The following is a 26,364-nucleotide window of genomic DNA, read 5'->3' as shown; positions in this document are numbered from 1 at the left end:
GGGATCGCCGTGGTGGTCCTGCTGCTGCTCGCCGGGGGCGGCGTGACCTACTGGCTCGCGACCCGCGGGACGATCAGCACCGACGACGCCTACACCGACGGCAACATCGTCACGATCGCGCCGCAGGTGGCCGGGCAGGTGATCGCGCTCGAGGTGACGGACAACCAGTTCGTGCACAAGGGCGACACGCTGTTCCGCATCGACCAGCGCCAGTTCGTCTACAGCCGCGAGCAGGCCCAGGGCCAGTTCGCCGCGAGCAACGCGCAGATGGCCAGCCAGCGGCTCGGCGTCGAGATCGCCAAGAAGAACTTCCCCGCGGCCCTCCAGCTCGCGCAGGCGAACCTCGACTCGGCCAAGGCCAACCTCGTCCTGCAGCAGGCCAACTACGACCGGCAGAGGAGCCTGCCCAAGCTGGCCACGACGCAGCAGGAGGTCGAGACCAACGCGTCCAACTACCAGCAGGCCAAGGCGCAGGTCGAGCAGGCCCAGGCACGCCTCGTCCAGGCGATGCCGGTCCAGCAGAACATCGGCCAGTCCGAGCAGCAGGTCGACCAGATCAAGGGCCAGGCCGAGCAGGCCAGGGCGCAGGTCGAGCAGGCCAACCTGAACATCGAATGGAGCGTGGTGCGGGCGCCGCAGGACGGCTGGGTGACGAAGCGCAACGTCAACGCCGGCGACTACCTCACCGCCGGCCAGCAGGTCATGTCGCTGGTCACCACCGACGTCTGGGTGACGGCCAACTACAAGGAGACCGAGCTCGACGGCATGCGGACCGGGCAACGGGTGCGGATCGCGATCGACGCCTATCCCGACCTCGACCTGCAGGGGCACGTCGAGTCGATCCAGCGCGGGTCGGGCTCGAAATTCTCCGCCTTCCCGGCCGAGAACGCCACCGGCAACTTCATCAAGATCGTCCAGCGCGTGCCGGTGAAGATCGTGATCGATTCCGGCCTGAGGAAGGAGGAGCCGCTGCCGCTCGGCATCAGCGTCGTGCCGACGGTGATGCTGAAGTGAGCGGGGCCTCGGACGGCTGGAAACCCGCCCACAACCCCTGGCTCATCGCCATCGCGGTGACGCTGGCGGCGTTCATGGAAGTGCTCGACACCACCATCGTCAACGTGGCCCTGCCCTACATCGCGGGCTCGCTCGCCGCCTCGAACGACGAGGCGACCTACACGCTCACCGCCTACCTCGTCGCCAACGGCATCGTCCTCACGATCGCCGGCTGGCTCTCCGACACGATCGGCCGGAAGCGCTACTTCCTGATCTGCATCGGCATGTTCACGGTGGCCTCGTTCCTGTGCGGGCTGTCGCAGAGCCTCGGGCAGATCATCCTGTTCCGCCTGATGCAGGGCTTCTTCGGCGGCGGCCTGCAGCCGAGCCAGCAGGCGATCATCCTGGACACCTTCCCGCCGGCCAAGCGCGGGGCGGCCTTCGGGGTCACGGCGGTGGCGACGGTGGTCGCGCCCGTCCTCGGGCCGACGCTCGGCGGCTACCTCGTCGAGCACGCGACCTGGCGCTGGATCTTCTTCATCAACGTGCCGGTCGGCATCGTCACGCTGTTCGTCAACGCCTACCTGGTCCAGGACCCGCCGGCCGCGGCCGAGAAGCGCGCGCGCGGGCTCGACTACGTCGGCCTGGCCCTGATCGTCGTCGGCATCGGCTGCATGCAGATCATGATCGACCGCGGCGAGGTCAACGCCTGGTTCAGCTCGTCCTTCATCCGGATCATGGCCGTCGTCGCCTTCCTCGGGATCTTCGGCGCCATCTGCTGGCTGCTGACGGCCAAGGCGCCGGTGGTCGACCTGATGGTGTTCCGGGACCGGAACTTCGCCGTCGGCTGCCTGCTCATCGGCGCGGTCGGCGCCCTGCTCTACGCGGGCTCGGTCCTGATCCCGCAATTCGCGCAGCAGGTGCTGGGCTACACTGCGCTCGATTCCGGCTTCATCCTGTCGCCGGGCGGCGTGGCGGTGATCGTGCTGATCCCGCTCGTCGGCCTGATGATGAAGGTCGTGCAGACCCGCTACCTGATCATGTTCGGGTTCGCCTTCATGGGCGCGGCGATGTTCTATTCGAGCCGGATCGCGCCCGACATCGACTTCCGGACCCTGGTCTGGATGCGCACGCTCCAGACGGCGGCGCTCGCCTTCTTGTTCGTGCCGATCTCCACCGTCGCCTACCTGACGCTGCCCCAGAAGTACCGCAGCGACGCGTCGGCGCTGTTCTCGATGTTCCGCAACGTGTTCGGCTCGGTCGGGATCTCGCTCTCGACCGCCGCGGTCACGGAGCGGACGCAGGCCGACCAGGCCCACCTCTCGACGTTCATGACGCCGCTGCGACAGGGCTACGCCACGCTGATCCAGGAGACCGAGCAGACGCTGCGCTCGCTCGGACGTGCCGCCTCGGTGGTGCACCAGCAGGCCGTCGCGCAGACCTACCAGACATACACGAAGCAGGCTCAGATCCTGGCCTACAGCAACGTGTACCAATACGTGGCGCTGCTGGCGTTCCTCGTCGTGCCGCTCTGCTTCCTGATATCGGCCTGGACCGCCAAGGCCGAGGGCGGAGGACACTGACATGACATCCCGCCGAATGTTCGAAGGCCGGTCCCGCGCGAAGGCCTCGGCTGCGCTGTCGGGCCGGGCCTCCCTCCTCGCGCTCGCCGCGATGCTCGGCGTGGCCGGCTGCACGGTCGGCCCCGACTTCTCCGTTCCGCCGACGCCGCTCGCCGACGCGAGCGACTACCTCGACACCGGCGTCCCGGCCCGGGCGGCACGGCGCCTGACGGCGCGCACCAGCCAGGCCGAGCCGGACATCGCCTGGTGGCAGGCCTTCCGCGATCCGATCCTGACCCGGCTCGAGGAGCGCGTGGCCGCGCAGAACCTCGACGTGAAGACCGCGACCGCGCGCCTGTTCGAGAGCCGGGCCCAGCTCACCACCGCGAACGCCGCGACGCTGCCGACGATCGGCGGCACCGGCAACGCCTACCGCATGCAGTACAGCCAGAACGGGACGATCGGCCTCCTGTCCGGCTCCCTCGGCGGCCTGACCGGCGGCGGGGCGGGGGGCGCCAACCCGACCGCACCGCTGACCAACGGGTTCGAGAGCTACACCCTCGGGCTCGACGCATCGTGGGAGCTCGATCTCTGGGGCCGGGTCCGCCGCTCGGTCGAGGCCGCGGAGGCCCAGGCCGACGCGTCCGCGGATCAGCGCCGCGACATCCTGGTCTCGAGCCAGTCCGACCTCGCCCGCAACTACGTGCAGCTGCGGGGCACCCAGGAGCAGATGCGGATCAACCTCGCCAACATCCGCGTCAACGAGCAGATCCTCGACGTGGTGCGGGTACGCCAGCAGAAGGGCCTCGTCACCGGCCTCGACATCGCCAGCGCGGCGCAGCAGGTCGAGGCGATCAAGGCGCAGCTGCCCGGGCTGCAGCAGCAGGAGATCCAGCAGATCAACGCGATCTCGCTCCTGCTCGGCGAGGCGCCGCTCGCCCTGTCGCAGGAGCTGGTCACCGCCCGGGCGATCCCGCCGGTGCCGCCGCGGGTGCCGGTCGGCATCCCGTCGACCCTCGTCCTGCGCCGTCCCGACATCCGCGCCGCGGAAGCCAACCTGCACGCCGCCGTGGCCGAGATCGGGGTCGCCGAGGCGCAGTTCTTCCCGACCGTGACCTTGAGCGCCAGCCCGACCGGCAACGCGGTCGATCCCGGCAAGATCTTCCGGGTCTCGTCGCTGCAGTACATGAACGTCGGCCCGTCGATCTCGATTCCGCTCTTCGATGGCGGCCGGCTCAAGGCGAACCTCGTGCTCCAGCGCGCCCGGCAGCAGGAGGCGGCGATCGCCTACCAGAAGGCCGTGCTCCAGGGCTGGCACGACATCGTCAACGCGCTCGCCGCGTTGCGCGCCGACGAGGGCCGGCGGGCGCGCCTGTCCAGGCAGGTCGGCGATGCGCGCCAGGCGCTGTCGCTGTCGCGGTCGCGCTACGAGCAGGGCGTCGACACCTTCACCACGGTCCTGCAGGCGTCGCAGACCGTGCTCCAGGCGGAGGTCAACCTGGCTCAGGCCACCGCCGCGATCTCGACCGACTTCGTCTCCCTGTCGCGGGCGCTCGGCGGCGGGTGGGAGACGACGTTCCCGAGCGGCCGGACGCCGCCCCTGTCCCTGGCGAAGGTCGGCGTCCCGCTCGCCGACCTCGTCCACGACGCGCCCGCCGCACATTGAGCGCACGCGCGCGACCGGGCGCGCGGCGTCGGCGTCAGAACGCGTTCGCGACCGGCCTGAAGGCGCGGACGAGGTCGGTGTCGAGCCGTCCGCCCATCCCGACCAGGATGTCGTAGGCCTTCGCGTTCGGCATCGGCGCGCGATAGGGGCGGCGCTCGATCAGCGCGCCGAAGATGTCGCAGATCGTGACGAGGCGGACGAGATCCGGGATCGCGCGGCCGGCGAGCCCGTTGGGATAGCCCGAGCCGTCGAGCATCTCGTGATGCGAGCGCACGACCGCGAGCAGGGTGTCGTCGAACCCGCGCCCCACCAGCATGTCGTATCCCAGCGCGGCGTGGGTGCGCATCACGGCCATCTCCCCGTCGTCGAGCCTGCCCGGCTTGTTCAGGATGGCGGGGTCGATCTCCATCTTGCCGACGTCGTGCAGCAGGGCCGCCTTGACGAGGTGATGGCGGTCGGCCGCTTTCAGGCCGAGGATGCCGCCGAAGGCCGCCGACAGCCCGGCCACGAGCATGCAGTGCCGGTGAGTGGCGTCGTCGAAGCGCCGGACGGCGCGCACCCAGGAGCGGATGTCGACCTCCTGCACCGCGCTCGCCACGAGCTTCGTTCCGGCCTCGATCTCGGCCGGCGTGACCGAGCGGCCGGGCACGAAGGTCTTGCGCAGGAACTGCTCGGCCATCTCGCCGTAGCGTTGCATCGCCGCCGGTATCGGCGCCGCCCGCTCCAGCAGGCCCGTCAGGGTATCGACCAGGGCACCCGCGCCGGCGGCGGCGCTCAGCAGGCTGGAGGCGCCCAGGAGGTCGGCGTACGCGCGCGTGCGGCCGCCGTCGTCGTGCAGCAGGCAGACGTAGGGCACGTGCTGGCCGCGAACCCGCTTGAGCACCTGGCGCAGGCGCTGAAGTGCCTCGGAGGTCAGCGCCTTCACGTCGCTGACGATCAGTCGCGGCGGCCCCGGATACGGCTCGTCGTCGTAGAGGTCGTAGATGGTCGAGCCCTCGAAGTTTCGCAGGTCGCGTGCCAGCCGTGCCGTGCGGGCCGGGTCGTCGCTGATCAGAAGAAGCTCGGCCATGACGGCGGTCCATGTTGGATTTTCGTTGTCGCGCTCAGCTTGGACAGATTACAGATAGACCTCCCCCATCATCTCGAGGTCTGGCGCCGGGAGCGGCAGATCCATGCTCGAGATCATCCCAGCGCCCGCGACGCTTCGCGGACCTGCCGCGTCGCGTGATCCACCCGCTCGCTGGCCTGGGCGATCATGTCCATGCCCGACGCGATCACCGACACGCCGCGCGAGGCGGTCTGCATGCTGCCCGAGATCTCCTGCGTCACCGCGGACTGCTCCTCGACCGCCGCCGCGATCGCGTTCGACACGTCGTTGAGCGTCTGGATCGTGGTCTGGATCGAGGCGATCGCGTCGACGGCATCGCGGGTGGCGTTCTGCGTCGCGACGATCTGGCCCCGGATCTGATCCGTGGCCTTGCCGGTCTGCTCGGCCAGCGCCTTCACTTCGGCCGCCACCACGGCGAAGCCCTTGCCCGCCGCCCCGGCGCGCGCCGCCTCGATCGTGGCGTTCAGCGCGAGCAGGTTGGTCTGGGCGGCGATGCCCTGGATCAGGGCGACGACGTCGCCGATCTGGGCGGCCTGGCTGCTCAGGCCGGCGACGATGTTGCCCGTGCGCTCGGTCTGATGGACGGCCTGGCCGGCGATCTGGGCGGCGTGGCTGACCTGCTGGCTGATCTCGCCGACCGAGGCCGAGAGCTCCTCCGCGCCCGAGGCCACGCTCTGGATGTCGCCGGAAACGCGCGCCACCGTGGTCGCCGCCTCCGAGGTCTGGCGCATGACGTCCTCGGTCGCCGCGCCGATCGCATCGAGATCCGTGCCGATCGCCCGCTGCGCTTCGACGCGGCGCTGCCGCTCGCGCACCTGCTCGGTTATGTCGGTCGCGAACTTGACGACCTTGACCGTGCGCCCCTCCGCATCGGTGACGGGGTTGTAGGTCGCCTGGATCCAGACCTCGCGTCCGCCCTTGCCGATCCGAAGGTACTCGGCGGACTGGTATTCCCCGCGGGCGAGCGCCTTCCAGAACTCCTGGTAGGCGGCCGTGGCGCGATCCGCCTCGGTGACGAACATGCTGTGGTGCTGGCCCTTCACCTCGGCGAGCCGGTAGCCGACGGCATCGAGGAAGTTCGCGTTGGCGGTGAGGATCGTGCCGTCGGGCTCGAAGGCGATCACGGCCTGCGACCGGTGCAGGGCGGCGATCTGACCCTCGAGCTCCAGCGCTTCCTGCTTGTGGGCGGTGACGTCGGTCGCGAACTTCACGATCCTGACGGTCTTGCCGGCGCGGTCGAGCACGGGGTTGTAGGAGGCCTGGACCCAGACCTCGCGGCCTCCCTTGGCGATGCGCCTGAAGGCGGCCTGTTGCGACTTGCCCTGCGCCAGATCCGCCCAGAACTGCCGATACGCCTCGCTGGTCGCGTATGACGGCGGGACGAACAGGCTGTGATGCCGCCCCTGGATCTCGTCGAGGCCGTATCCCATCACCGCGAGGAAGTTGGCGTTGGCGGTGAGGATCTTGCCGCCAGGGTCGAACTCGATCACGGCCTGCGATTTGTCCAGCAGATCCGCCGCGATCGAAGCGCGATGATTTCGAAATGTCAACATGCCGTCCCCCCGTCCAATCATCGGCTTCCCAGCGTGTTCGTCCTTCGAGGCGAGAATTCGTACAGGCAGGTGATGAATTCCAGGCACAACCTAGACTATAAATAGTTAAGACCGGCTTATACTCCTGTCAGAATTGACGTCGACATGACGATCCGCCGACGAGATCACGTTTATGATACTACGCATCGCAAAATTGATACTTTCCGCGACTTTCCATACCTCTGGTTGAACATTGGGTGATCCTGGGTTCCACCGCGGCATCACCGCCTCGCCCGCGATGGGATGTCGGTGGTCAGGGGCGACCGGATGCCTCGCGACGGGTCTGGGTCGGTGCACACCCGTACATGCGGCGATAGCGCTGCCCGAAATCGCTCATGTGGACGAAGCCCCACCGTCTTGCGATGTCTCCGACGGAGAGATTCATGTTCGAAGTCGCGACGAGATCTTCGTGGACGCGCATCAGGCGCTGCTGGATGATGTATTGGAACGGCGTCTGGTCGACCGACCGGCGGAAGTTGTCCTGCAACCCCCGGACGCTCAGCCCGGCGGCCGCGGCGATGTCGCTCAACGCCAGGGGCGTGGCGAGATACGTCTGAATATAGTCCTTCGCGAGGCTCAGGCGCGACGGCCGGGCCTGCCGCCGGACGTCGGCGATCGCCTCCGCCCGCCTCGGCCAGGCCGAAAGCAGTTGATACCCCAGGATCTCCTGCATCAGCGCCAGGGTGTGATCGCCCGAAGGCTCGACCTCGAGGCATCGGCGATAGATCTGCCGCATCGCGCAGTACAAGGCTCTGATGCCGGGCGCCCCCATGTCGGCGCCCCGGGCGAAGGGCGGGAAACCGGTCGCTTCGCCGCCGGTCAGAGCCGCGTTGATGGTCGTCAACGCCTGTTTCGAGATCGAGCAGCCGAACAGGTGGAACCCGTCCGACGATTGCGCATCGCTCAGATCCTGATGATCGGCGAGGATCGCGGTCGTCGGCGCCCCCATGGCACGACCGTCCTGGAAGACGTAGTTCGTATGCCCGCCCAACGTGAAGTTGATCGTCACGATGTCGTAATCGGATTTCGGCCTTCTGCTGTAGGGGCCGACGGACCTCACGTCCCAGAAACTGAGCAGATCGCTCTGGCTGCCGACGAGCTCGATCTTGATCTCGGACGACCGCCCGATCTCGAACTGCACCGGGACCATGTCCCGATCGTTGAAATCCCGGACGTTCGTCGCGGAGCCGATCGACTCGGCTATGCGTCCCCTGGGTCGCCAGATCCCCGACCTCGAATTCGCCTTGCCCTTCATCGTGCCCTGTTCTTGCCCTGCCTATCTCCCGACCGCACCGACGATCATTCCGCGAAGGACGTGAGGATCGGGATCTCCGAGCCGCGATCTCTTCGGCTGCATGCAACGCCCGTCGAAAGACCTGCGGCGGCCCCCGTCGCGAGGCGCTTCGAGGACACGGATCGAGCTGATCCAAGATCCCCGACGTTTCGATCCGCGACCCTCGGCGTATCCGCACGAGGGGATGCCGGACGTTACTGAATCGTGCCACATCTCATGAAACAATCGTAAGTTGGTTGTAGCTTCCGACTTTTCTACCGCTGCAACGATCGACTTTTATCTATGCAAAAGGAGCTATCTGTTTTGCCCGAATCCCGCGACGATGGCAGGCATCACTTTTCCGCGATCGTCGGACCCGGCGAATATCGCCGACGATCGTCCGAATAGTTTCGTGATGCGGCACTCAGAATAGCAGTATATTCTGAGACAGAATTTCAATTTATCAAATATAGATAGTACAGATAAAGTGTTACAAGGCGATTGTCTCTGCTGAGATCGTCCGTGACGCGCACTTCCGCAGGTCGGGGGAACGTCATCGGCGAGACGCGATGTTCCGTCGGCGCGCTGCTGCTGAATGGGGGCGCTCGTTCGCCACGCGATGGACCCGGCCGGGGCCCGAGGGCCGGCGGCGCCGCGCGCTGCGGCGATCGTGCCGGCTGTGCCGGGTCGCGATACGCCGGCGGGAAGCCGCTTCGTCGGCGGCGTCGGCCGTGATCGGGACCGCACGCAACGTGGCCGTCTGCATCCTCGCCGACGCCGATCCGGAGGCGCCGCGGCCGGTCCGGAACCGGTCAGGCGCCGGAGGTCGCCGCGCCGCCGTCCCGCATCGCCTCGGCGACGCTCTCGAAGGCGGCCACCACCGCCTGCGCATTCGCCTGGCGGATGGCGTCAAGGTCGGGGCCGCCGGCGCCGGGGATCTCGATGTCCGACATCTCGGCGCTGAGGCTGCGCCCGAGCGCGCGCACCCGGTCCGGCGGCAGGCCGCTCTGCTCGAACACCAGCACCGCGACCGTCTGGACGAGCACCCGCAGGGCGGAGGCTTCCGCGAGCCGCTCGACTGCTTCCTGATTGATCGCCATCGCCACCCCGCCGCCCGGCTCCGCCCCCGGAGGCCGGCTCATCGTCGTCGCCCCGCCATGCCCGAGGCCGCGTCCGGATGGCAACCGCTAATGCGCGTCGTCGGTATCCAGCGTCAGTCCGGTTGCATGCGGCGGGCTTCCGTCGGCGAGGCTCAGGCGGCCTTCGGAAGCCAGTCGCAGAAGGCGCGCACGGCCGGGTCCTCGGCGCGGGCCTCCGGGACGTAGGCGTGGTAGCTGCGCGCCGGCAGCGCCGGGCCGTCGAAGGGCAGCGTCAGCCGGCCGGCCGCCACGTCGTCGGCGATCAACCGCTCCGGGCCCATCGCCACGCCCAGCCCGTCGAGGGCGGCTTGCAGCGTGAGGTAGAAGTGCTCCAGCGTCACCGAGCGCGCCGGGCCGAGGTCCGGCACGCCGGCGGCCTGCAGCCAGTGCGGCCACACCTCGGGCAGCGTCGCCGCGTGCAGCAGCGTGTGGCGCTCCAGGTCCGCCGGCGTGCGGAGCGGCAGGCGCTGCAGCAGCGCCGGGCTGCAGACGGGGATGCGCCGCTCGGTCAGGAAACGCTGCCGGACATAGCCGGGGCACGTGTCCGGCCCGCCGCGGATCGCGACGTCGAACGGCTCGACGATGTGGGCGAGCGGCACGTTCGAGGTGGTCAGTCGGACCTCGATCGCCGGGTGGCCGCGCTGGAAGGCCGAGAGGCGCGGGATTAGCCAGCGCAGCGTGAAGGTCGCGAGCGCGTTCACGTGCAGCACGCGCGCCTGCCCCCGCTCCATCTGCCGCGCGGTCGCGAGCGCGACGCGGTCGAGGGCGGCCCCGATCTCGGCGAGGTAGCCCCGCCCGGCTTCCGTCAGGACGACGCGACGGTTGTGGCGCTCGAACAGCGGCGTCCCGAGCCAGGCCTCGAGCGCCTGGACGTGCCGGCTCACGGCACCGTGCGTCACGCCGAGTTCCGCCGCGGCCAGCGTGAAGCTCTGGTGCCGGCCGGCGGCCTCGAAGGCCTTGAGCGCGTTGAGCGGCGGCAGTCGGCGATGCATGCGCGTCAGCTTTCCTCACACGCACGTCAACATAAGGCGTTTGTCAGCCGGCGGCGAGGACGGCATCCTCGCCGGCTATGAACACGGCCAGCAACACGGACAGCCGCTCCGCGCGCCCACCGAACCTCGCCGCCCCATCCGAGCCGGCCCAGGTCGCGGAGGCGGGGCGCTCGCTCGCGGTGGTCGGCCTGAACCACGCGCTCCACGACGGCTACACCGACCTGATCTACGTGCTGCTACCGGTGTGGCAGGCGGAGTTCGGCCTCGGCTACGTCGCGCTGGCCGTGCTGCGCTCGCTCTACGTCGGCGCGCTGGCCGGGCTGCAGATGCCGGCCACCGCCGTCGCCCGCCGGCTCGGCCTGCGCACCGTGCTGGTGCTCGGGACGCTGCTCGGCGCGGCCGGCTACGCTCTCGCCGGCGCGTCGGGCGGCCTCGTCACCTTGTGCCTCGCCCTCGCCCTCTCGGGCGCCGGCAGCAGCACGCAGCATCCGCTCGCCTCGGCGGTCATCGCCCGGGCGTATGGAAAGGCCGCGCGCGGGCCGCTCGGCACCTACAACTTCACCGGCGACCTCGGGAAGGCGGCGCTGCCGCCCCTCGTCGGCTTCCTCCTCATCCGCACCGAATGGCGCGCGGTGCTCTGGATCGTCGCCGGCCTCGGTGCCGCGGTCGCGATCGCCGTCGCCGTCCTGCTGCCGCGTGAGCCGGCGTCGCGCGAAGCCGAGCCGGGCGAGCCGCAGGCGACCCCGGCCGGCGGCGCGCGGGAGGGCCGGGCCGGGTTCGGGCTGCTAGTGGCGATCGGCATGCTCGACAACGCGGCGCGGCCGGCCTTCCTGATCTACCTGCCGTTCCTGCTCCAGGCGAAGGGGGCGGCGCTCGCGACCGTCGGGATCGCGTTCGCCCTCGTCGCGGTGGGCGGCGCGCTGGGCAAGGCGGCGTTCGGCCGTCTCGGCGCCCGCTTCGGCGTGACGCCGAGCGTGATCGTCACCGAGGCCGGGACGGCGGCGGCGATCCTCGCCGTCGTCGCCCTGCCGCTCGCGCCTGCCATCGCCGTGCTGCCGCTGCTCGGCCTGCTGCTGAACGGCACCTCCTCCGTCCTCTACGGCACGGTGCCGGAGCTCGCGCCGGGCGGGCGCGTCGAGCGCGCCTTCGCCGTGTTCTACACCTGCACCCTCGGCGGCAGCGCGCTGGCGACGCCCCTGCTCTACGGGCCGCTCGGCGATGCGGTCGGGCCCGGCTGGGCGGCGATGGCGGCCGCGGCGACGGCGTTCGCCGTGATCCCGCTGATGCTCGCGCTGTCGCCCCGGCTAGCGCCGGCGCGGCGGTCGTGACGCCCATGCCCGGCGACCGCGCATGACCCCGCTCGTCCTCGCCTGCGTCGTCGGCGCCGCGATCCTCCATGCCGGCTGGAACGCGGTGCTGCGCGGCGGCAGCGACCGGCTGTGGTCGATGACCCTGATGATGATCGCCGTCGCCGCCGTCTCGGCGGTCGCGGTCGCGCTCCTGCCGTGGCCGGACGCGGCAAGCTGGCCCTACGTGATCGCCTCCGCGCTGATCCACACCGCCTACAACCTCTCCCTGGTGCGGACCTATCGCTCGGGCGACCTCGGGCAGACCTACCCGATCTCGCGCGGCTCCTCGCCCGTCCTCGTCGCCCTCGGCGCCGCGGTGTTCGCGCACGAGACGCCCGGCGCGGTCGCCGTCCTCGGCATCGTCCTGGTCTCGGGCGGCATCCTATCCCTCGCCTTCCAGGGGCGGATGCGGGCGGACTTCGTCCCGGCCGCGCTCACCACCGGATCGCTGATCGGGGCCTACACCGTCGTCGACGGCATCGGGGTGCGGCTGTCGGGGAACAGCCTGTCCTACGCGGCGAGCATGTTCCTGCTGTGGAGCCTGACCATGCCGCCGCTCTACTGGGCGATGCGCGGGACGCCGCCGGCCTATACCGGCGCGCAGACCGCGATGGCGCTCGCCGGCGGCCTGGTCTCGCTGCTCGCCTACGGCATCGTGATCTGGGCGATGCAGTCCGACGCGATGGGGGCGGTCTCGGCCCTGCGCGAGACCAGCGTGGTCTACGCCGCCCTCATCGGACGGCTCTTTCTTGGCGAGGAACTGAGCCCGCGCCGGATCGCGTCCTGCCTCGCCGTCGCCCTCGGCGCGGCGTGCCTGGCGTGGTGATCCGGCCGGGGCGGACCACCGAGGCCGCGGCGCGGCCGCGCGCGTGATCGGAAGTGGACGACGGAGGCGACATGGCGAACGACACGACGACCCTGACGGGCCGGTGCCATTGCGGCGCGGTCCGGTTCTCGGCGACGCTCGGCGACGGCTTCCGGTCGATCCGCCGCTGCACCTGCTCCTATTGCCGGATGCGCGGCGCCGTCGTCGCGATGGCGGCGATGGGCGGGGTCGAGATCCTGGAGGGCGAGGCGGCGCTGACGCGCTACCGCTTCCACACCGGCACGGCGCAGCACTTCTTCTGCGCGCGCTGCGGGGTCTACACCCATCACCAGCGCCGGTCCGACCGGACCCTGTACGCGGTCAACGTTGCCTGCCTCGACGGGGTCAGCCCGTTCGATTTCGCGGAGGTTCCGGTGATGGACGGGATCAACCACACCAGCGACACCGGCCAGCCGACCCGGCGCGCGGGCACGCTGCGCTTCGTCCCGGCCGATTGACGCCGGCGGGCCGGCGCAGGCGCGTCTCAGCGCAGGCCGCGGATCGCCATCTCCTCGGGCGCCTGTTCGGCGGCGTCCTGGCGGGCGAGCACCTCGGCGAGGTCGACCGGTCGGTAATCCTGCGCGTCGACGCCGACGTCGCAGGATCGGCTGGTGTCGGGCAGGCAGGCGTGGGTGTGGCCGTAGAGGTGCCGGGTCTCGCGCCAGAAGCCCGGCCACGAGCGATGCGGGTAGTGCGACAGGAACAGGCGCTGCGGGCGGCCGGCGGCATCCATCACGCTGATGCGGGCGCTGTCGACCGGCGGCTCGGCCCAGGGCAGGTCGAGCACGCGGTTGGTGTCGTGGTTGCCGCGCACCAGCCGCTTCACGCCGTTCAGCCGCCGGAAGATCGCGGCGCAATGCGCGCGGCTCGCCTCGGCGGCGAAGTCGCCGAGGTGCCAGACCTCGTCGTCGGCGCCGACGCGCGCGTTCCAGCGCGCGACCAGCGCCTCGTCGTGGTCCTCGACCGACCCGAAGGCGCTGCGCCGGCGCCGGACGAGGTCGGCATCGCCGAAATGCGTGTCGGCCGTGAAGTAGGTCGCCATGGATCCTGGGTCGCTCGAGCCCGGCTGGACGGTCGCCAAGACCCGAAGTGGCGCCGCGTGCGGCCGCCGCCACCCGACGCGGCATTGGACCGCTCTCCGGGCGGCCGGGCGCCGCCGCGCGTCAGGGCGCGTGACGCGGCGGCGGCTCCCGCTCGAGCCCGAGCAGGCCGGCGAGCTGGCCCCGCGCCCGGCTGACCCGGCTCTTCACCGTGCCGACCTGGCATTGCAGCCGGACCGCCGCCTCCTCGTAGGTCAGGCCCTCGGCCCCGACGAGGAGCAGCGCCTCCCGCTGCGTCGCCGGCAGCGTCTCCATCACCGCGTAGAGCCGCTTCAGGGTGACGACGTCCTCCTGATCGGGCACGGCGGTGAGCTTGCCGGCCTGGACCCCGTCCGCATCCTCGACCTCGCGCTTGCGCTTGCGGATCTCGGTGTAGAACTGGTTGCGCATGATCGTGAACAGCCACGCGACCAGGTTCGAGCCCGGCTGGAACCGGTGCTGGTTCATCCACGCCTTCATCAGCGTTTCCTGGACCAGGTCGTCGGTCTGGCTCATGTCGCCGACGAGCGAGAACGCGAAGGTGCGCAAAGCCGGAAGCACCGCCATCAGGTCGTCGCGGAACGCCGTGGTCGGCGTCTCGCCGCGGCTCGCCAGCACCGCCTCGAAGCGGCGCACCAGCACGAGGAGCGGTTCCGGCAAGGCATCGCAGGTCGGCAGGGCAAAGTAGGCGCGCAGCTCGCCGCCGAGATGGTTGCGGACCGCGGCCGCGACGTCGACCTCGTTCAGCTCGGTCTCGAAGGTTTCGTCCCGACCGTTGGAGATGGCGTGCGTCATGCCGATGGAGCGTCCCAAGGTTCTTACGGTCAAGCTCTTTTGAGCCAGTCTAAGGTAATTGCATATTAAATTCTGAGCCGGTGATGAACGGGGCGCGATCGCGAGCGACTTCAGAAATCGTTGCCTCGGCAAGCAACGCCCCATCCTTCGGAATCACCGTGCCGCGCATCACGGGCTCAGGCAATCGCGCCCGGATGCTGAGCTTCGCGGATCACGGGACCGTGCGACCCGAATGCGCTGCCTGAAGGTCGGAACCGATACCATCGCGTCCGATTTCCTCACGGGCAACCTTCTCGCACGGGGAAGGTTGAGGTATCTATTCGTCATGCCTCGCTTGGTTTCCTATCGCATTCACGACCGGGACGACGGCCTGTTCGACGCCGTCGCCACGCTCGCACCCGACAAGACGTATCGGCGCGAGGGCTTCGCCTCGCTGGCCGAGGTCGAGGACTGGATCGACGGGCTGCGGATCCTGATGGCCGCGATCGGCGCACCGCTCGTGCGGGCGCAGCACGCCACCGGTCTCGACGAGGCCGCCGCCCTTCGTCCGGACGGCGACGCACCCGAGGCGGATTCGCGCTCGGCACGCGCCCGCCTGCTTCGCTTCCGCGATGCGGTGTCCGGCGCCGACGACGCGACCGACTGACAGGGCCGCCCCGCGCGGCAGGGCCTCGAACGGAGGCCGAGCATGTTCGGGACGGCCTCGTCTCCCGCCGCCGCGCGCAGGCTGCGGCCTTGCCTTCGACGCCCGGCGAACCAGACTTCCCCGCGCGAGGGCGACCGCTCCGGTCCGCACGAGGAAACCGCCGATGGCCCGAACCCGAACCGGCGCGCGCGTGCTCGTCGACCAGCTCCTGGCGCAGGGCGTCGGGCGCCTGACCTGCGTCCCCGGCGAGAGCTACCTCGCCGTGCTCGACGCGCTCTACGACACGGACGTCGACGTGCTGGTCTGCCGGCAGGAGGGCGGGGCCGCGATGATGGCCGAGGCGGCGGGCAAGCTCACCGGCCGGCCGGGCATCTGCTTCGTCACCCGCGGCCCCGGCGCCACCAACGCCGCGTCCGGCCTGCACGTGGCGCAGCAGGACTCGACGCCGATGATCCTGTTCGTCGGCCAGGTCGCCCGCGCGATGCGGGACCGCGACGCGTTCCAGGAGATCGACTACCGCGCGATGTTCGGCACCGTGGCCAAGTGGGTGGTCGAGATCGACGACGCCGCGCGCATCCCCGAGCTCGTGGCCCGCGCCTTCCGGACGGCGATGCAGGGGCGCCCCGGCCCGGTGGTGGTGGCGCTGCCGGAGGACATGCTCGACGACGCGGTCGCGGTCGCCGATGCGGGGCCCGTCGAGCCGGCGGAGCCCGCACCCCGCCCGGAGGACGTGTCCGACCTGCGCCGGAGGCTCGACGGCGCGCAAAGCCCGATCGTCCTCGTCGGCGGATCGCGCTGGAACGAGGCCGCGCGCGACGACCTCGTCGCCGTCGCCGAGGCCGAGGACCTGCCGGTGGCGACCTCGTTCCGGCGCGTCCACCTCTTTCCGGCCGACCATCCGCACTACGCCGGCGAGCTCGGCATCGGCCCGAACCCGGCCCTCGTCGCCCGCATCCGCGCGGCCGACCTGCTGGTGATGATCGGCGGCCGGCTCTCGGAGATGCCGGCGCAGTCCTATCGCCTGCTCGGCATCCCCGATCCCGGCCTGCCGCTGGTCCACGCCCACCCGGACGCGAACGAGCTCGGCCGGGTCTACCAGCCGGCCCTGGCGATCCAGGCCGCGCCCGGCCCGCTGCTCGCGGCGCTCCGGGCATTGCCGCCGGCCGTCGCAGCGCGGCGTGGACGCGCGGTCGCGGCGCATGCGAGCTACCGCGACTGGTCGGAGCGACCGGCGGCGACGCCCGGCGCCTTCCAGTACGGCGAGGCGGTGACCTTCCTGCGCGGGCGGCTGCTGGCCGACGCGATCCTCTGCAACGGGGCGGGCAACTTCGCCACCTGGATCCACCGCTACTACCGGTTCCGGGATTTCCGCACCCAGCTCGCGCCGACCTCGGGCTCGATGGGCTACGGCGTGCCCGCCGCGATCATGGCCAAGCGCACGCACCCCGAGCGCATCGTGGTCGCGCTCGCGGGCGACGGCGACCTGCTGATGACCGGCCAGGAATTCGCGACCGCCGTGCAATACGCGATCCCGGTCGTCGTCGTGGTGCTCGACAACGGCATGTACGGCACCATCCGCATGCATCAGGAGCGCGAATATCCCGGCCGCGTCTCCGGCACGCGGCTGCGCAACCCGGATTTCGCGGCGCTGGCCCGCGCCTATGGCGGCCACGGCGAGCGAGTGGAGCGGACGGAGGACTTCGCGCCGGCCTTCGAGCGGGCGCTCGCCTCCGGGCTGCCGGCGATGCTGCACTGCCTCGTCGACCCGCAGGCGCTGACGCCGACCCAGACCCTCGACGCGATCCGCGCCGGCGCGGTCGCGCAAGGCAAGGGCAAAGGCACGGGTCCCGACACGGGCAGCGAGGGCCCGGACGACGTTTGACGCGCCGTCCGCCGGGGGCCGCATCGTCAGAAGATCGAGATCAGCAGGATGCCGGCCACCATCAGCGCGGCGCCGCCGAGCCGCGCCGGGCCGGCCTTGACCTGCTTCATGCCGACCCAGCCGAAATGGTCGAGCGCCACCGAGGTCAGCAGGTTGGCGGTGATCAAGAGGCCGTTGAAGGCGCCGGCGCCGACCGTGTCGACGAACAGCAGGCCGCCGAACACCGCCACCGCGCCGGTGATGCCGGCGAGCGGCATCCACCAGCGCACGCCATTCACGTCCTCGCGGGTCGGGAGCGGCGTCGGCCGCACCAGGAACACCAGCGCGAACACGAAGACGACGGGCAGGAACGAGACGGTCGCCGCGAGCCAGGGGTTCACCAGGGCGCCGCGCAGCTGGGAGTTCCACACCACGCCCACCGCCTGCAGGATGCCCGCGACGACGATGAACGGGTAGAGCAGCTTCGGGTTGAGGCCGTGGCCCTCGTCCTTCTCCCCGCCCGTGTCGGCGGTGGTGCGGGCGATGAAGAAGACGCCGACGGCCATCAGCAGGCCGCCGAGCCACGGCATCGGCTTGAAGCCGCCGCCCTGCAGCCCGAACAGGCCGAACGCATCCATCGCCAGCGAGGCCAGGATGTTGGCCGTCAGCGTCAGGCCGTTGAACGGTCCGGCGCCGACCTTGTCGATGAAGGCGAGGCCGCCGAACACCGCGACCGCGCCCGCGACGCCGCCGAGCGGGGCGTACCAGGGCATCTTGCCCAGCGTCTCCAGGGTCGGGAGCGGCACCGGCATGATGAAGAACAACGTCGCGAACACGAACACGATCGGGGCGAACGACACCGTCGCCGCCAGCCACGGGTTCACCAGCCGCCCCCGCAGCTGGGCGTTCATGGAGTTGCCGAGCGCCTGCAGGGCGCCGGCGATGAGGATGAAGGGATAGAGCAGGGCGGCGTTCACGAGCGGGATCTCCGATCCGAAGGGCTGAGGGCTTGGCCGAGGCGTCAGACGAGGAGCAGGCCGGCGAGCGCCAGCGCCAGCGCCGGCGGCATCACCAGCAGGCCGAGCTTGAGGAAGCGCCAGAAGCCGACATCCTCGCCCTCGCGCCGGATCGCGGTGAGCCAGAGGATCGTGGCGAGCGAGCCGGTGACCGAGAGGTTCGGCCCGAGGTCGACGCCGATCAGGATCGCGGCGGCGATGGTCTTCGAGACGGCCGCGGCATGGACCGCGGCGCCGGCGAGGAGGCCCGCCGGCAGGTTGTTGACGAGGTTGGAGCCGACGGCGACGACGACGCCCGAGCCCCAGGCGGTGCCGGCCGGGTCGGCCTGGGCGTAGGCCTTGAGCTGGTCGGCGATCATCTTGAGCACGCCGGACTTCTCCAGCGCCTCGACCAGGACGAACAGGCCGGCGACCAGCGGCAGCACGCTCCATGACACGTCCTTCACCACCGCGACGAGGCCGCTGCGCTTGATCGCGAGGACGACGAGGGTGGTGGCCAGCCCCGCGATGAAGGTCGGCAGGCCGAGCTCGATCCCGGCCGCCGACGACCCGATCAGCGCGGCCGCGGTGGCGACGATGCCGGCGCCCGCGACCTTGCCGCCGAGCCCGAGCGACGCGGCCTCGACGTCGGTCGCGATCGCCTGGCGCTTCAGCGTGCCGTTCTGCGTGACGCGCAGGACGAGGTAGGTGGCGACGATGGCCAGCACCGAGGGCAGGCCGAAGGTCGCGAGCCATTCCCCCAGCGGCGGCATGTGGTCGGCGAACACGACGAGGTTGGCCGGGTTCGAGATCGGCAGCACGAAGCTCGCCGCGTTGGCGATGAAGGCGCAGATGAACAGGTAGGGCAGCGGGTTCTCGACCTTCGCCGCCTTGGTCGCGGCGTAGACGGCCGGCGTCAGCACCACGGCGCAGGCGTCGTTCGAGAGGAACACCGTCACCACCGTGCCGACGACGTAGACCAGCAGGAACAGCCGCGTGGCCGAGCCCTTGGCCATCCGCACCGCGATCGTCGCGAGCCAGTCGAACAGGCCCTCCTTCCGCGCGATCTCGGCGAGCAGCATCATGCCGATGAGGAACAGGTAGACGTCGGTCCCCTTGGCGACGCCGTCGAGCGCGTCGTGCCACGGCAGCAGCCCGAGGACGACGAGGAGGACGGCCCCGAGCGCCGCCCAGATCGCCTCCGGCCATCCGAACGGCCGCAGGATCACGCCGAGCGTCGCGGCGCCCGCGATCCCCCAGGTCGCGAGGTTGGGTGTCATGGCCAGTCCAGCGATCACGTCTTGCATCCCCCGGCGCCCCGCGGGGCGCGTCTCGTCCTGAAATCCTGGGTCAGGCGCTCACCACTTGCGCCCGGCCCGGTTGGGGCCGAGCTGGTCGCCGCGTACGCCCTTCTGGAGCCAGCGGCCGACATTCGGCACGTCGCTGCCGGGCTTGCCCGGGATCGCGGGCACGAAGCCGGGCTCGTCGAAGGCGACGACCGGCTCGATCACGTCGGTGTCGACGAAGTCGGGCCCGTGGCCGGACCAGTCCTCGTGCACCGCCTCGACCTGGATGCTGCGCGCGTCCCGCGGCCAGGCCAGCCACGCCGCGTAGGTGCGCCCGCCCGCGTGCGCCATGCGGACCCATGGCCCTGTCCCGACGCGGGCATGCACGTAGCGCGGCGGCGCGTCGGAGAGCACCACGGCGCGGACCGCGATCCGCCCGCGCGCGTCGGCGACCATGCCGGAGGTCTCGGGCGTCGCCGGCCGCGCGGCGACGCGCCGGTCGGCCGGGCTGGTGATCAGCACGAACGGCCACGGGCGGTCGAGCGCCTTGAAGCGCCAGCTCGTGACCGGGCCGTCGATCGCCGCGACCGCGTAGCCGACCGAGCCGTCCTCGTTCTGCCCGACCGAGCGCGCCGCGGCGTAGAGGGTGCGCCCGTCATGGGCGAGCTCGTTGTAGTGGGTGTGGCCCATCTCCACGAGGCGCACGCCCGTGGCCCGGAACAGGCCGGCGACGTCGAGGCGGTCGTCGGGCTCGCGCAGGTCGTCGGGGTAGGCGTGCATGAACACCGCGACGGGAACGCCGTCCTCGGCCGCTTGGGTCAGCGCCGCGCTCAGCCACTGCGTCTGGTCGGGCCCCAGGCGGAAATCGAGGCCGATGCCCTTCCGGCCGTAGCCCGGGCTGACGATGTCGACGAACAGGCAGCGGACGCCCTGAAAATTCTCGCACGCGCAGTAATGCGGGATCTCGGCCGGCGGCCAGGTCTCCTCGGGCGACCCCACCGGCGGCTGGTCCAGCGTCCACACCGTCGGAGCCGGCAGGCCCCGCGACGCGACCAGGCCGGCGTGGAACGCCTGGAAGTCGGCCATCGCCCCCTGCTGCCGGTCGTGATCGCCGGGAATCAGGCGCACCGGCAGGTGCGGATGCCGGGCGAGGGCGTCGGCGAGGATCGCGTACTCGCAGGCCCAGCCGTTCTCGGCGAGGTCGCCGGGCAGGTAGACGAAGTCGAGCAGGTGCTGCGGCGCGATCATTGCGATCTGGTCGAGGATCGCGCGGAAGTCGGCGGCGTTGCGCGTGTCGGGCTTCGTCAGGTGCAGGTCGCCGACGTGCAGGAACACCAGCGGTTCGGCGGTCGGCGTCCCGCGCTCGGCGGCGGTCGGCATGGAGGCGTCGGACATTGCGGGTGGGTCCGTCCGATCAAGCGGTCGCGGGCATCGCGGCCGGCAGGCCGCCGTCCGGGCGGCCTCCGATCGCGGTCGCGTCGCGGGTCTCGGGCATCAGCGCGAGGTAGAGGACGAAGCCGAGCCCGGCGGTCGCCGCGAGCGCCAGGAACGCGGCCGAGTAGCCCGCCGAGACGATGATCAGCCCGGCGAACGTGGCGCTGAACGCGGCACCGAGCCCCTGCGCCGTCGCCACCGCCCCCTGCGCGGCGTTGAAGCGGCCGCCGCCGCGGGTGAGGTCGGCCACCACCACCGGGAACAGCGCGCCGTAGACGCCGGCACCGACGCCGTCGAGCAGCTGGACGCCGACGAGCCAGAACGGGTTGTCCGACAGCGTGTAGAGCACGCCGCGCAGGGCCAGAACGCCGAAGGCCGCGAGGAAGATCGGCTTGCGCCCGATTGCGTCGGCCTTGGCGCCGACGAACATCGCCACCGGCACCATCACGCATTGCGCGGCGACGATGCAGACCGCGATCAGCGAGGTCGCGTGGTCCTTGCCCGACAGGTGCGTCAGCAGCTGCCCGACCGAGGTCAGCATCGCCGCGTTCGAGAGGTGGAACAGCGCGCACAGGCCGGCGAACAGCACCAGCGGCTTGTTCTTCAGCAGGGTGGCGAAGCCCGACGGCGCGTCCTCCTCGACGACGTCCTGTTCCTTGGTCATGCCGCGGGCGAGGTCGTCGTCGATGGCTCGCGCCGGCACCAAGAGCATCGCGCCGATGGAGCAGACGGCGAGCGCCCCCATCAGCCAGAACACCACGACGGGCCCGAAGAAGTAGGCGAGCCCGCCGGCGAGCGCGGCGGAGACGGCGTTGCCGGCGTGGTTGAAGCCCTCGTTGCGGCCGATCCGCCGCGAGAACATTTTGGGGCCGACGATCCCGAGGGTGATGGCGGCGAGCGCCGGCGGGAAGATCGCCCCGGCGACGCCGGCGACCGACTGCGTCGCGGCGACGAAGTAGAAGTTGCCGATGAACGGCAGCGCGAGGCAGCTCGCCGTCACCGCCAGGGCGGCGGCGATCACCACGGCGCGCTTGGCGTTGGTGCCGTCGATCAGCATCCCGGCCGGCGTCTGCGCGATCAGCCCGGCGATGCCCGCGATCGTCATGATCAGGCCCGTCGTCGCCTCGTTCCAGCCCTGGTCGGGCCCGCGCACGGCGATCAGGTAAATCGCGAGATAGGGCCCGAGGCCGTCGCGCACGTCGGCGAGGAAGAAGTTGAGGGCGTCGAGCCCGCGCAGGGTCTTCGCCGACGGCATCGAACCGGCCGTGCCGTCCCTCGCCCCCGCCTGTGTCGTGCTCACGTCGTCGCCCTCGCTGGTCGGGTGGCCGGGCGGATCGCCTCCGCTCGGCCGGGTGCTCAAGTCGTTGATCGCGCCTGTGTTCCGCCGCCCCGCTGCGATCAGGCCGCCTCGGCCGTCGCCGGCTTCGGCTTGCGGACGGTGCCGTCGTGGTCGACGTGCAGCCGGACGGCCTGCCCGTCCTTCTCGGCCGGCACGTCGAAGTGCTTCGGCCGCCGCTCCGGCTCGCCGGTCACGCGGTAGCCGGCGGCCTCCGCGGCGGCGATCGCGGCGGCCGGATCCGCGTCCGAACCCGCAGCCTTCGCCGGCCACGTCACCGCGTGCACCGTGCCGTCGGCGGCGGTGAGGCGCGCGACCTTGATCTCCGACGGCTTGCGCTCGCCCTCCACCGTCACGGCATCGCCGACGCGGAGCGCGATGCCCTCGGCCCCCTTCGGCCCGACGTCGGCGAGGTGTCGCCCGTCGGCGCCTTCGATGGCGAAGCGGTGCCCGAAGATGGCCCAGACGGTTCCGGTGGCGTTCGTCGTCGTCATGATCGTCTCTCTGAGGGGTGGTGGGTCGGTCAGCGCGGCGGCGCGGCGTCCGGTGGCGGCGGAGGCCGCCCCGGATCGATCTCGGTCATCGCGCCGGTGGCGGCGGCGATGGCGTGCGCCTCGATCACGGTGCCCAGCGCGCTGCGGGCGAGAACCCCGCGGACGGTCAGGGCGCGCCCGGCCCGGAGCTCGGCGTTCCAGCGTTCGGCCTCGCGCGGCGGCATCCGCACCTGCGTGCCGTCCGCGAGCAGCACCCCGTTGATCTCGCCGCGCTTGCCGTGCAGCGGCATGGCCACGCGCCCGGTCACCGTCGTCTCGCTGCGGTCGCGCCCGGGCGGCCCGAGGTCGATCACCGTCGCCCCGGTCGCGTCGTTGCGGATCATCGTGCCGTCGACCAGCGGCAGCGCGCGGGCCTTCAGTCCGTGGATGGTGACGGCATCCCCGGGGCGCACCGCGAAGGCCAGCTGCACGCTGAGATGGGGCGGCGCCTTCACCTCGGTGCCGTCGGTGAGGATCAGGCCGTCGATGTCGCCGCGTGGCGTCAGCGTGTACTGCCGCACCGTTCCGCGTGTCTCGGGCAGGCCGGCGGGATCGAACGCCGTCTGCGCCGCTGCGCTCGCTGCCGAGAGGGCGAGCGCCGCGATGGCCGGGAGGAGAGCCGTCTTCCGATGCCGCACGACGCCTCCCTGTCCCGATCGGATCACGGGAAGGCCATGGCACCGTCCGTGCCATCGACAAAACGCTTACGGATCAGATGGTTGCCTCGGCAACGGTCAAGCTTGATCGTCCGGATTCGCGACAGCGACCGTCGTGAGATCGGACAGGCGCGCGCCGTCGGCCGGCGCGCCGAGGCCGTAGCGCTCGATCTTGGCGTAGAGCAGCTGGCGCTGGATGCCGAGGCGCCGGGCGGCCGCGGTGCGGTTGCCGCCGGACGCCTCCAGGGCCGCCGCGATCATCGCCGCCTCGAGCCGCGCCACGGCGCCGGGCAGGTCGCCGGCGAGCCAGTCGAGCGGCTCGGCCTTACGGGCGGCGGCGGGCAGGTCGAGGTCGGGCGCGTCGATCGCGTCGCCCCGCACCAGCACGCCGGCGCGCTCGATCACGTTGCGCAGCTCGCGGACGTTGCCCGGCCAGGCATGTCCGAGCAGCCGCGCGGCGGCCGCCGCCGTCAGCCGCTTACCCCCGAGCCCGGCGCCGGCCAGGAAATGCTCGGCCAGCGGCAGGATGTCGGCGAGGCGCTCGCGCAGGGGCGGCAGCGCGATCGGGACGACGTTGAGGCGGTAGTACAGGTCCTCGCGGAACGTGCCGGCGGCGACCATCCCCGGCAGGTCGCGGTGGGTCGCGGCGACCACCCGCACCGCGACGGCGACCGGGCGGCCGCCGACCGGCGCCACGACCTTGTCCTGGATCACCCGCAGGATCTTGGCCTGCATCTCGCGCGGCATGTCGCCGATCTCGTCGAGGAACAGGGTTCCCCCGTTCGCCTCGCGGAACGCGCCGGTTCGGTCCGTCACCGCGCCGCTGAACGCCCCGCGGACATGGCCGAACAGCTCGCTCTCGAGGAGGTCGCGGGGGATCGCGGCGCAGTTGACCGGGACGAAGGCGCCGGAGCGGCGCTTCGCGTAGGTGTGGAGCGCGCGCGCCACCAGCTCCTTGCCGGTGCCGGTCTCGCCCTGGATCAGGATCGTCGCATCGCTGTCGGCGGCGAGCCCGATGGTCTTCTGCACCCGCCGCATCCCGGCGCTCGACCCGATGAGGCCGTCGCCGGCGCCCGGCTCGCCGGCCGCGGCCGAGGGGATCGCCGGCCGGTCGAGCATCGCGGACAGCACCGCCGCGAGGTCGGCGCGGCCGACGGGCTTCGTCAGGTGGTCGTGCGCGCCCAGCCGCATCGCCTCGATGGTGTTGCCGGCATTGGCGTAGGCCGTCAGCACGGTCACCGGCGGCGGGCTGTCCTGCGCGCGGATGCGGGCGAGCACCGCCATGCCGTCGAGGTCGCCCGGCATGCGCAGGTCGAGCAGGATCGCGGCGACCCCCGGCTCGGCCGCCAGCCGCGACAGGGCCTCGCGGCCCGAGGCCGCCACCACGGGCCGGTGGCCGAGATCGGCGATGGTCTCGGCGAGGCTCTCGGCCAGGGCCGCGTCGTCGTCGACGATGAGGATCAGAGCCATATCGCCATCAGAGCCAGGGCAGGTCGATCTCGAAGGTGGCGCCCACGGTCGATTCGACGAGCCGCACCTCGCCGTCATGCGCGCGGGCGATCTCGCGCACGATCGCGAGGCCGAGGCCGGTGCCGTCGGGACGTCCGGTGGCGAAGGGCTCGAACGGCTCGGCCCGGATCGCGTCGGGGACGCCCGGCCCGGTATCGGAGACGGTGAGGAGCAGGCGCGCACCGCGAGCGTCGCCGATGCGCGCGGCGGCGAGCCGGACGAGGCCGCCCTCGGGCACGTGCTGGAGCGCATTGAGCACGAGGTTGTCCAGCGCCCGGGCGATCTGGCCGGCATCGATCGAGACCCGGGCGCCGGCCGGCAGCCCGTCGGTCTCGACCGCGAGCCGCACGCTCTGCTCGCGGGCCAGATCCTCGTGCAGGCGGGCGCTGGCCTCGAGCAGGGCGGCGACGTCGGCGGGCGCGCGCACGGGCGGCCGCGCCTGCGTCAGGCCGAGGAGGTCCGAGAGCAGCCCGTCGATGCGGGCGACCTGCTCCAGCACGGTCTCGATCGCGCCGCGGGCGCGGGCCGGATCGCCGCTCGCCAGGGCGTTCTCGGCCTTGAGGCGCATCGCCGAGAGCGGGTTGCGGATCTCGTGGGCGACGCTCGCCGAGAGCCGCCCGACCGCGGCGAGCTTCTCGGCCGCCACCGCCCGTCCCTGCGCCTCGCGCAGGCGCGCGCTCGCCGCGTTCAGCGCGTCGACGAGGCGGTCGAGCTCCGGCTCGCCGGTCGGCGCGAGGTCGGGCAGGTCGCCGCGCTCGGAGCGCGGCGCGGCAAGCTGCGCCTTGAGCCGGGCGATGTGGCCGGAGAAGCCGTAGAGGAAGCGCCCGAGGAACAGCGCCGAGCCGAGCACGGTCGCCGCGAGGAAAGCGAAGCCGGCAAGCAGCTGGCGGTAGGCCGGGCCGTGATCGGTCTGGATCCGCGCCATGGTCCAGGCGGTCGCGCCGACGATCGGGCCGCGCAGGGGGCAGGCCTGGAGCAGCAGGGCCTGCGTCCGGCTCGGGCGGCGGAGCGCCACGGGCCGCTCGGTGCGCAGCGCGTCGGCATTGATCTGCGCGATGCTGTCGCGCTCGGCCGCCGGCAGGTCGGTCTTCGGCCCGGTGCCCTCGTAGGTCGGGAAGGCGTAGGCGACCGAGCCTTCGGACGCGGTCCAGATCCCGCCCTCGACGCCGGGCGAGCGGGCGAGCGCCACGCTCACCGCATCGGCGAGGTCGGCGCGCAGGGCGGCGTCGACCGCGCGCGTGGACGGCATCGCGCCGGCGACGAAGGCGGTGCGGTCGACGATCTCGCGGCAGGCGCGGGCGACCGCGACCTCGGCCTGGCCGACCTGCACGTCGGCCGACTGGCTGTAGAACGCGAACAGCAGGTAGCCGGTGGCCGCGGCGGAGGCGAGCAGCAGCAGCCAGAGCGCGAGCAGCCGCGCCCGCAGCGAGCGCGGCATCACCGGCCGCGCCATCGCCGGGCTCGGTCGAAACCTGGGTCGAAGCGGATCTCGCGCACCGGGCGTCTCGGCCCCTTCATCGGCAAGGCGCCACCGCCTCGGATGCTGCCGGTGGTCGCATGTTCCGGCCGGGCGACCAAGCGGGCTGGGCGGATGTTGGGTCGGGCGGCCTCGACGGTCCTGCGGAGGCCCCCCTCGCTTGACCGCCCCGGCGGTTTTCGACAGGGTCCGCGGCGCTGCAATCCGCGGTTCCGGCG

Annotated in this window: 23 protein-coding genes; 8 read left to right on the top strand and 15 right to left on the bottom strand. The window is 71.6% G+C overall.

Annotated elements, in window-relative coordinates; all coding sequences use genetic code 11:
- Positions 1–12 precede the first annotated feature (12 nt).
- From MKK68_RS23695 to MKK68_RS23685, 3 genes are read left to right on the top strand one after another with little or no spacing between them, the layout of a single operon-like run.
- Entirely contained in the window at positions 13–1,014 is a 1,002-nt protein-coding gene (locus tag MKK68_RS23695; RefSeq protein ID WP_244033092.1) for an HlyD family secretion protein, read from the top strand.
- Entirely contained in the window at positions 1,011–2,576 is a 1,566-nt protein-coding gene (locus tag MKK68_RS23690) for a DHA2 family efflux MFS transporter permease subunit (RefSeq protein WP_244033091.1), read from the top strand. Before MKK68_RS23695 ends, MKK68_RS23690 begins: the two co-directional genes overlap by 4 nt.
- Before the next feature lies 1 nt (position 2,577).
- Positions 2,578–4,221: an efflux transporter outer membrane subunit gene (locus MKK68_RS23685; RefSeq protein WP_244033090.1), complete on the top strand. Its 1,644-nt coding sequence runs from the start codon at positions 2,578–2,580 to the stop codon at positions 4,219–4,221.
- Positions 4,222–4,255: 34 nt separating this feature from the next.
- On the opposite strand, the gene MKK68_RS23680 is transcribed toward MKK68_RS23685, so the two are convergent.
- The 5 genes from MKK68_RS23680 to gcvA all read right to left on the bottom strand — a co-directional run bounded on the left by MKK68_RS23680 (position 4,256) and on the right by gcvA (position 10,325).
- A complete protein-coding gene (locus MKK68_RS23680; protein WP_244033089.1) occupies positions 4,256–5,290 on the bottom strand; it encodes an HD-GYP domain-containing protein in 1,035 nt (344 codons plus the stop codon).
- Positions 5,291–5,403: 113 nt separating this feature from the next.
- Entirely contained in the window at positions 5,404–6,882 is a 1,479-nt protein-coding gene (locus tag MKK68_RS23675) for a PAS domain S-box protein (RefSeq protein WP_244033088.1), read from the bottom strand.
- A gap of 292 nt (positions 6,883–7,174) precedes the next feature.
- Positions 7,175–8,176 (bottom strand): AraC family transcriptional regulator, encoded by a 1,002-nt coding sequence (locus MKK68_RS23670; protein ID WP_244033087.1) that lies wholly within the window; start codon positions 8,174–8,176, stop codon positions 7,175–7,177.
- Between the two features lie 830 nt (positions 8,177–9,006).
- On the bottom strand, positions 9,007–9,336 hold the full coding sequence (locus MKK68_RS23665; RefSeq protein WP_147729600.1) for a hypothetical protein: 330 nt from the start codon (positions 9,334–9,336) through the stop codon (positions 9,007–9,009).
- A 110-nt stretch (positions 9,337–9,446) separates the two neighbouring features.
- On the bottom strand, positions 9,447–10,325 hold the full coding sequence (gcvA, locus tag MKK68_RS23660; RefSeq protein WP_244033086.1) for a transcriptional regulator GcvA: 879 nt from the start codon (positions 10,323–10,325) through the stop codon (positions 9,447–9,449).
- A gap of 77 nt (positions 10,326–10,402) precedes the next feature.
- On the opposite strand from gcvA, the gene MKK68_RS23655 reads away from it, so the two are divergent.
- From MKK68_RS23655 to MKK68_RS23645, 3 genes are all read left to right on the top strand, one after another.
- Positions 10,403–11,653, top strand: coding sequence for an MFS transporter (locus MKK68_RS23655; protein WP_244033085.1), 1,251 nt, complete (start codon positions 10,403–10,405; stop codon positions 11,651–11,653).
- Between the two features lie 22 nt (positions 11,654–11,675).
- Positions 11,676–12,500: an EamA family transporter gene (locus MKK68_RS23650; protein WP_147844577.1), complete on the top strand. Its 825-nt coding sequence runs from the start codon at positions 11,676–11,678 to the stop codon at positions 12,498–12,500.
- A 71-nt stretch (positions 12,501–12,571) separates the two neighbouring features.
- Positions 12,572–12,997, top strand: a complete 426-nt coding sequence (locus MKK68_RS23645) for a GFA family protein (protein WP_147729667.1) — start codon at positions 12,572–12,574, stop codon at positions 12,995–12,997.
- Positions 12,998–13,023: 26 nt separating this feature from the next.
- Here MKK68_RS23645 and MKK68_RS23640 read toward each other — a convergent pair whose 3' ends face one another.
- Complete coding sequence (locus tag MKK68_RS23640) at positions 13,024–13,581, bottom strand: metallophosphoesterase (protein ID WP_147844576.1); 558 nt, start codon at positions 13,579–13,581, stop codon at positions 13,024–13,026.
- A gap of 121 nt (positions 13,582–13,702) precedes the next feature.
- Positions 13,703–14,413 carry a sigma-70 family RNA polymerase sigma factor gene (locus MKK68_RS23635; protein WP_244033084.1) on the bottom strand — a complete coding sequence of 237 codons (711 nt, stop codon included), beginning with the start codon at positions 14,411–14,413 and terminating at the stop codon, positions 13,703–13,705.
- A gap of 325 nt (positions 14,414–14,738) precedes the next feature.
- On the opposite strand from MKK68_RS23635, the gene MKK68_RS23630 reads away from it, so the two are divergent.
- Positions 14,739–15,059 carry a hypothetical protein gene (locus tag MKK68_RS23630; protein ID WP_187274904.1) on the top strand — a complete coding sequence of 107 codons (321 nt, stop codon included), beginning with the start codon at positions 14,739–14,741 and terminating at the stop codon, positions 15,057–15,059.
- Between the two features lie 163 nt (positions 15,060–15,222).
- The gene (locus MKK68_RS23625; protein WP_244033083.1) at positions 15,223–16,941 is read left to right on the top strand and encodes a thiamine pyrophosphate-binding protein; all 1,719 of its coding nucleotides are present in this window, start codon (positions 15,223–15,225) and stop codon (positions 16,939–16,941) included.
- A gap of 26 nt (positions 16,942–16,967) precedes the next feature.
- On the opposite strand, the gene MKK68_RS23620 is transcribed toward MKK68_RS23625, so the two are convergent.
- From MKK68_RS23620 to MKK68_RS23585, 8 genes are all read right to left on the bottom strand, one after another.
- Complete coding sequence (locus tag MKK68_RS23620; protein WP_244033082.1) at positions 16,968–17,897, bottom strand: DMT family transporter; 930 nt, start codon at positions 17,895–17,897, stop codon at positions 16,968–16,970.
- 44 nt (positions 17,898–17,941) lie between these two features.
- Positions 17,942–19,195 carry an arsenic transporter gene (locus tag MKK68_RS23615; RefSeq protein WP_244033081.1) on the bottom strand — a complete coding sequence of 418 codons (1,254 nt, stop codon included), beginning with the start codon at positions 19,193–19,195 and terminating at the stop codon, positions 17,942–17,944.
- 78 nt (positions 19,196–19,273) lie between these two features.
- On the bottom strand, positions 19,274–20,596 hold the full coding sequence (locus tag MKK68_RS23610; RefSeq protein WP_244033080.1) for a metallophosphoesterase family protein: 1,323 nt from the start codon (positions 20,594–20,596) through the stop codon (positions 19,274–19,276).
- 19 nt (positions 20,597–20,615) lie between these two features.
- Positions 20,616–21,890, bottom strand: a complete 1,275-nt coding sequence (locus MKK68_RS23605) for an MFS transporter (protein ID WP_244033137.1) — start codon at positions 21,888–21,890, stop codon at positions 20,616–20,618.
- A 143-nt stretch (positions 21,891–22,033) separates the two neighbouring features.
- Positions 22,034–22,465 (bottom strand): hypothetical protein, encoded by a 432-nt coding sequence (locus MKK68_RS23600; protein ID WP_244033079.1) that lies wholly within the window; start codon positions 22,463–22,465, stop codon positions 22,034–22,036.
- A gap of 29 nt (positions 22,466–22,494) precedes the next feature.
- Complete coding sequence (locus tag MKK68_RS23595; RefSeq protein ID WP_244033078.1) at positions 22,495–23,142, bottom strand: hypothetical protein; 648 nt, start codon at positions 23,140–23,142, stop codon at positions 22,495–22,497.
- 96 nt (positions 23,143–23,238) lie between these two features.
- The gene (locus MKK68_RS23590) at positions 23,239–24,630 is read right to left on the bottom strand and encodes a sigma-54-dependent transcriptional regulator (RefSeq protein ID WP_244033077.1); all 1,392 of its coding nucleotides are present in this window, start codon (positions 24,628–24,630) and stop codon (positions 23,239–23,241) included.
- Positions 24,631–24,637: 7 nt separating this feature from the next.
- Positions 24,638–26,122, bottom strand: coding sequence for a sensor histidine kinase (locus MKK68_RS23585; protein WP_243932683.1), 1,485 nt, complete (start codon positions 26,120–26,122; stop codon positions 24,638–24,640).
- Positions 26,123–26,364: the final 242 nt, after the last annotated feature.

The sequence above is a fragment of the Methylobacterium sp. E-016 genome (genome assembly GCF_022829745.1).
In the GTDB taxonomy this organism is placed as follows: domain Bacteria; phylum Pseudomonadota; class Alphaproteobacteria; order Rhizobiales; family Beijerinckiaceae; genus Methylobacterium.
The sequence above is the reverse complement of the archived record's forward strand: the minus strand, read 5'-3'. Positions and strand labels throughout refer to the sequence as shown.

Excerpts from the sequence above, each read along its gene's own strand:
- MKK68_RS23590 (WP_244033077.1), bottom strand. The coding sequence starts at position 24,630 with ATGGCTCTGATCCTCATCGTCGACGACGACGCGGCCCTGGCCGAGAGC.
- MKK68_RS23625 (WP_244033083.1), top strand. The coding sequence starts at position 15,223 with ATGGCCCGAACCCGAACCGGCGCGCGCGTGCTCGTCGACCAGCTCCTG.
- MKK68_RS23605 (WP_244033137.1), bottom strand. The coding sequence starts at position 21,890 with ATGCCGTCGGCGAAGACCCTGCGCGGGCTCGACGCCCTCAACTTCTTC.
- MKK68_RS23635 (WP_244033084.1), bottom strand. The coding sequence starts at position 14,413 with ATGACGCACGCCATCTCCAACGGTCGGGACGAAACCTTCGAGACCGAG.
- MKK68_RS23615 (WP_244033081.1), bottom strand. The coding sequence starts at position 19,195 with ATGACACCCAACCTCGCGACCTGGGGGATCGCGGGCGCCGCGACGCTC.
- MKK68_RS23585 (WP_243932683.1), bottom strand. The coding sequence starts at position 26,122 with ATGGCGCGGCCGGTGATGCCGCGCTCGCTGCGGGCGCGGCTGCTCGCG.
- MKK68_RS23645 (WP_147729667.1), top strand. The coding sequence starts at position 12,572 with ATGGCGAACGACACGACGACCCTGACGGGCCGGTGCCATTGCGGCGCG.
- MKK68_RS23655 (WP_244033085.1), top strand. The coding sequence starts at position 10,403 with ATGAACACGGCCAGCAACACGGACAGCCGCTCCGCGCGCCCACCGAAC.
- MKK68_RS23650 (WP_147844577.1), top strand. The coding sequence starts at position 11,676 with ATGACCCCGCTCGTCCTCGCCTGCGTCGTCGGCGCCGCGATCCTCCAT.
- MKK68_RS23675 (WP_244033088.1), bottom strand. The coding sequence starts at position 6,882 with ATGTTGACATTTCGAAATCATCGCGCTTCGATCGCGGCGGATCTGCTG.
- MKK68_RS23630 (WP_187274904.1), top strand. The coding sequence starts at position 14,739 with ATGCCTCGCTTGGTTTCCTATCGCATTCACGACCGGGACGACGGCCTG.
- MKK68_RS23600 (WP_244033079.1), bottom strand. The coding sequence starts at position 22,465 with ATGACGACGACGAACGCCACCGGAACCGTCTGGGCCATCTTCGGGCAC.
- MKK68_RS23610 (WP_244033080.1), bottom strand. The coding sequence starts at position 20,596 with ATGTCCGACGCCTCCATGCCGACCGCCGCCGAGCGCGGGACGCCGACC.
- MKK68_RS23640 (WP_147844576.1), bottom strand. The coding sequence starts at position 13,581 with ATGGCGACCTACTTCACGGCCGACACGCATTTCGGCGATGCCGACCTC.
- MKK68_RS23670 (WP_244033087.1), bottom strand. The coding sequence starts at position 8,176 with ATGAAGGGCAAGGCGAATTCGAGGTCGGGGATCTGGCGACCCAGGGGA.
- MKK68_RS23685 (WP_244033090.1), top strand. The coding sequence starts at position 2,578 with ATGACATCCCGCCGAATGTTCGAAGGCCGGTCCCGCGCGAAGGCCTCG.
- MKK68_RS23680 (WP_244033089.1), bottom strand. The coding sequence starts at position 5,290 with ATGGCCGAGCTTCTTCTGATCAGCGACGACCCGGCCCGCACGGCACGG.
- MKK68_RS23665 (WP_147729600.1), bottom strand. The coding sequence starts at position 9,336 with ATGAGCCGGCCTCCGGGGGCGGAGCCGGGCGGCGGGGTGGCGATGGCG.
- gcvA (WP_244033086.1), bottom strand. The coding sequence starts at position 10,325 with ATGCATCGCCGACTGCCGCCGCTCAACGCGCTCAAGGCCTTCGAGGCC.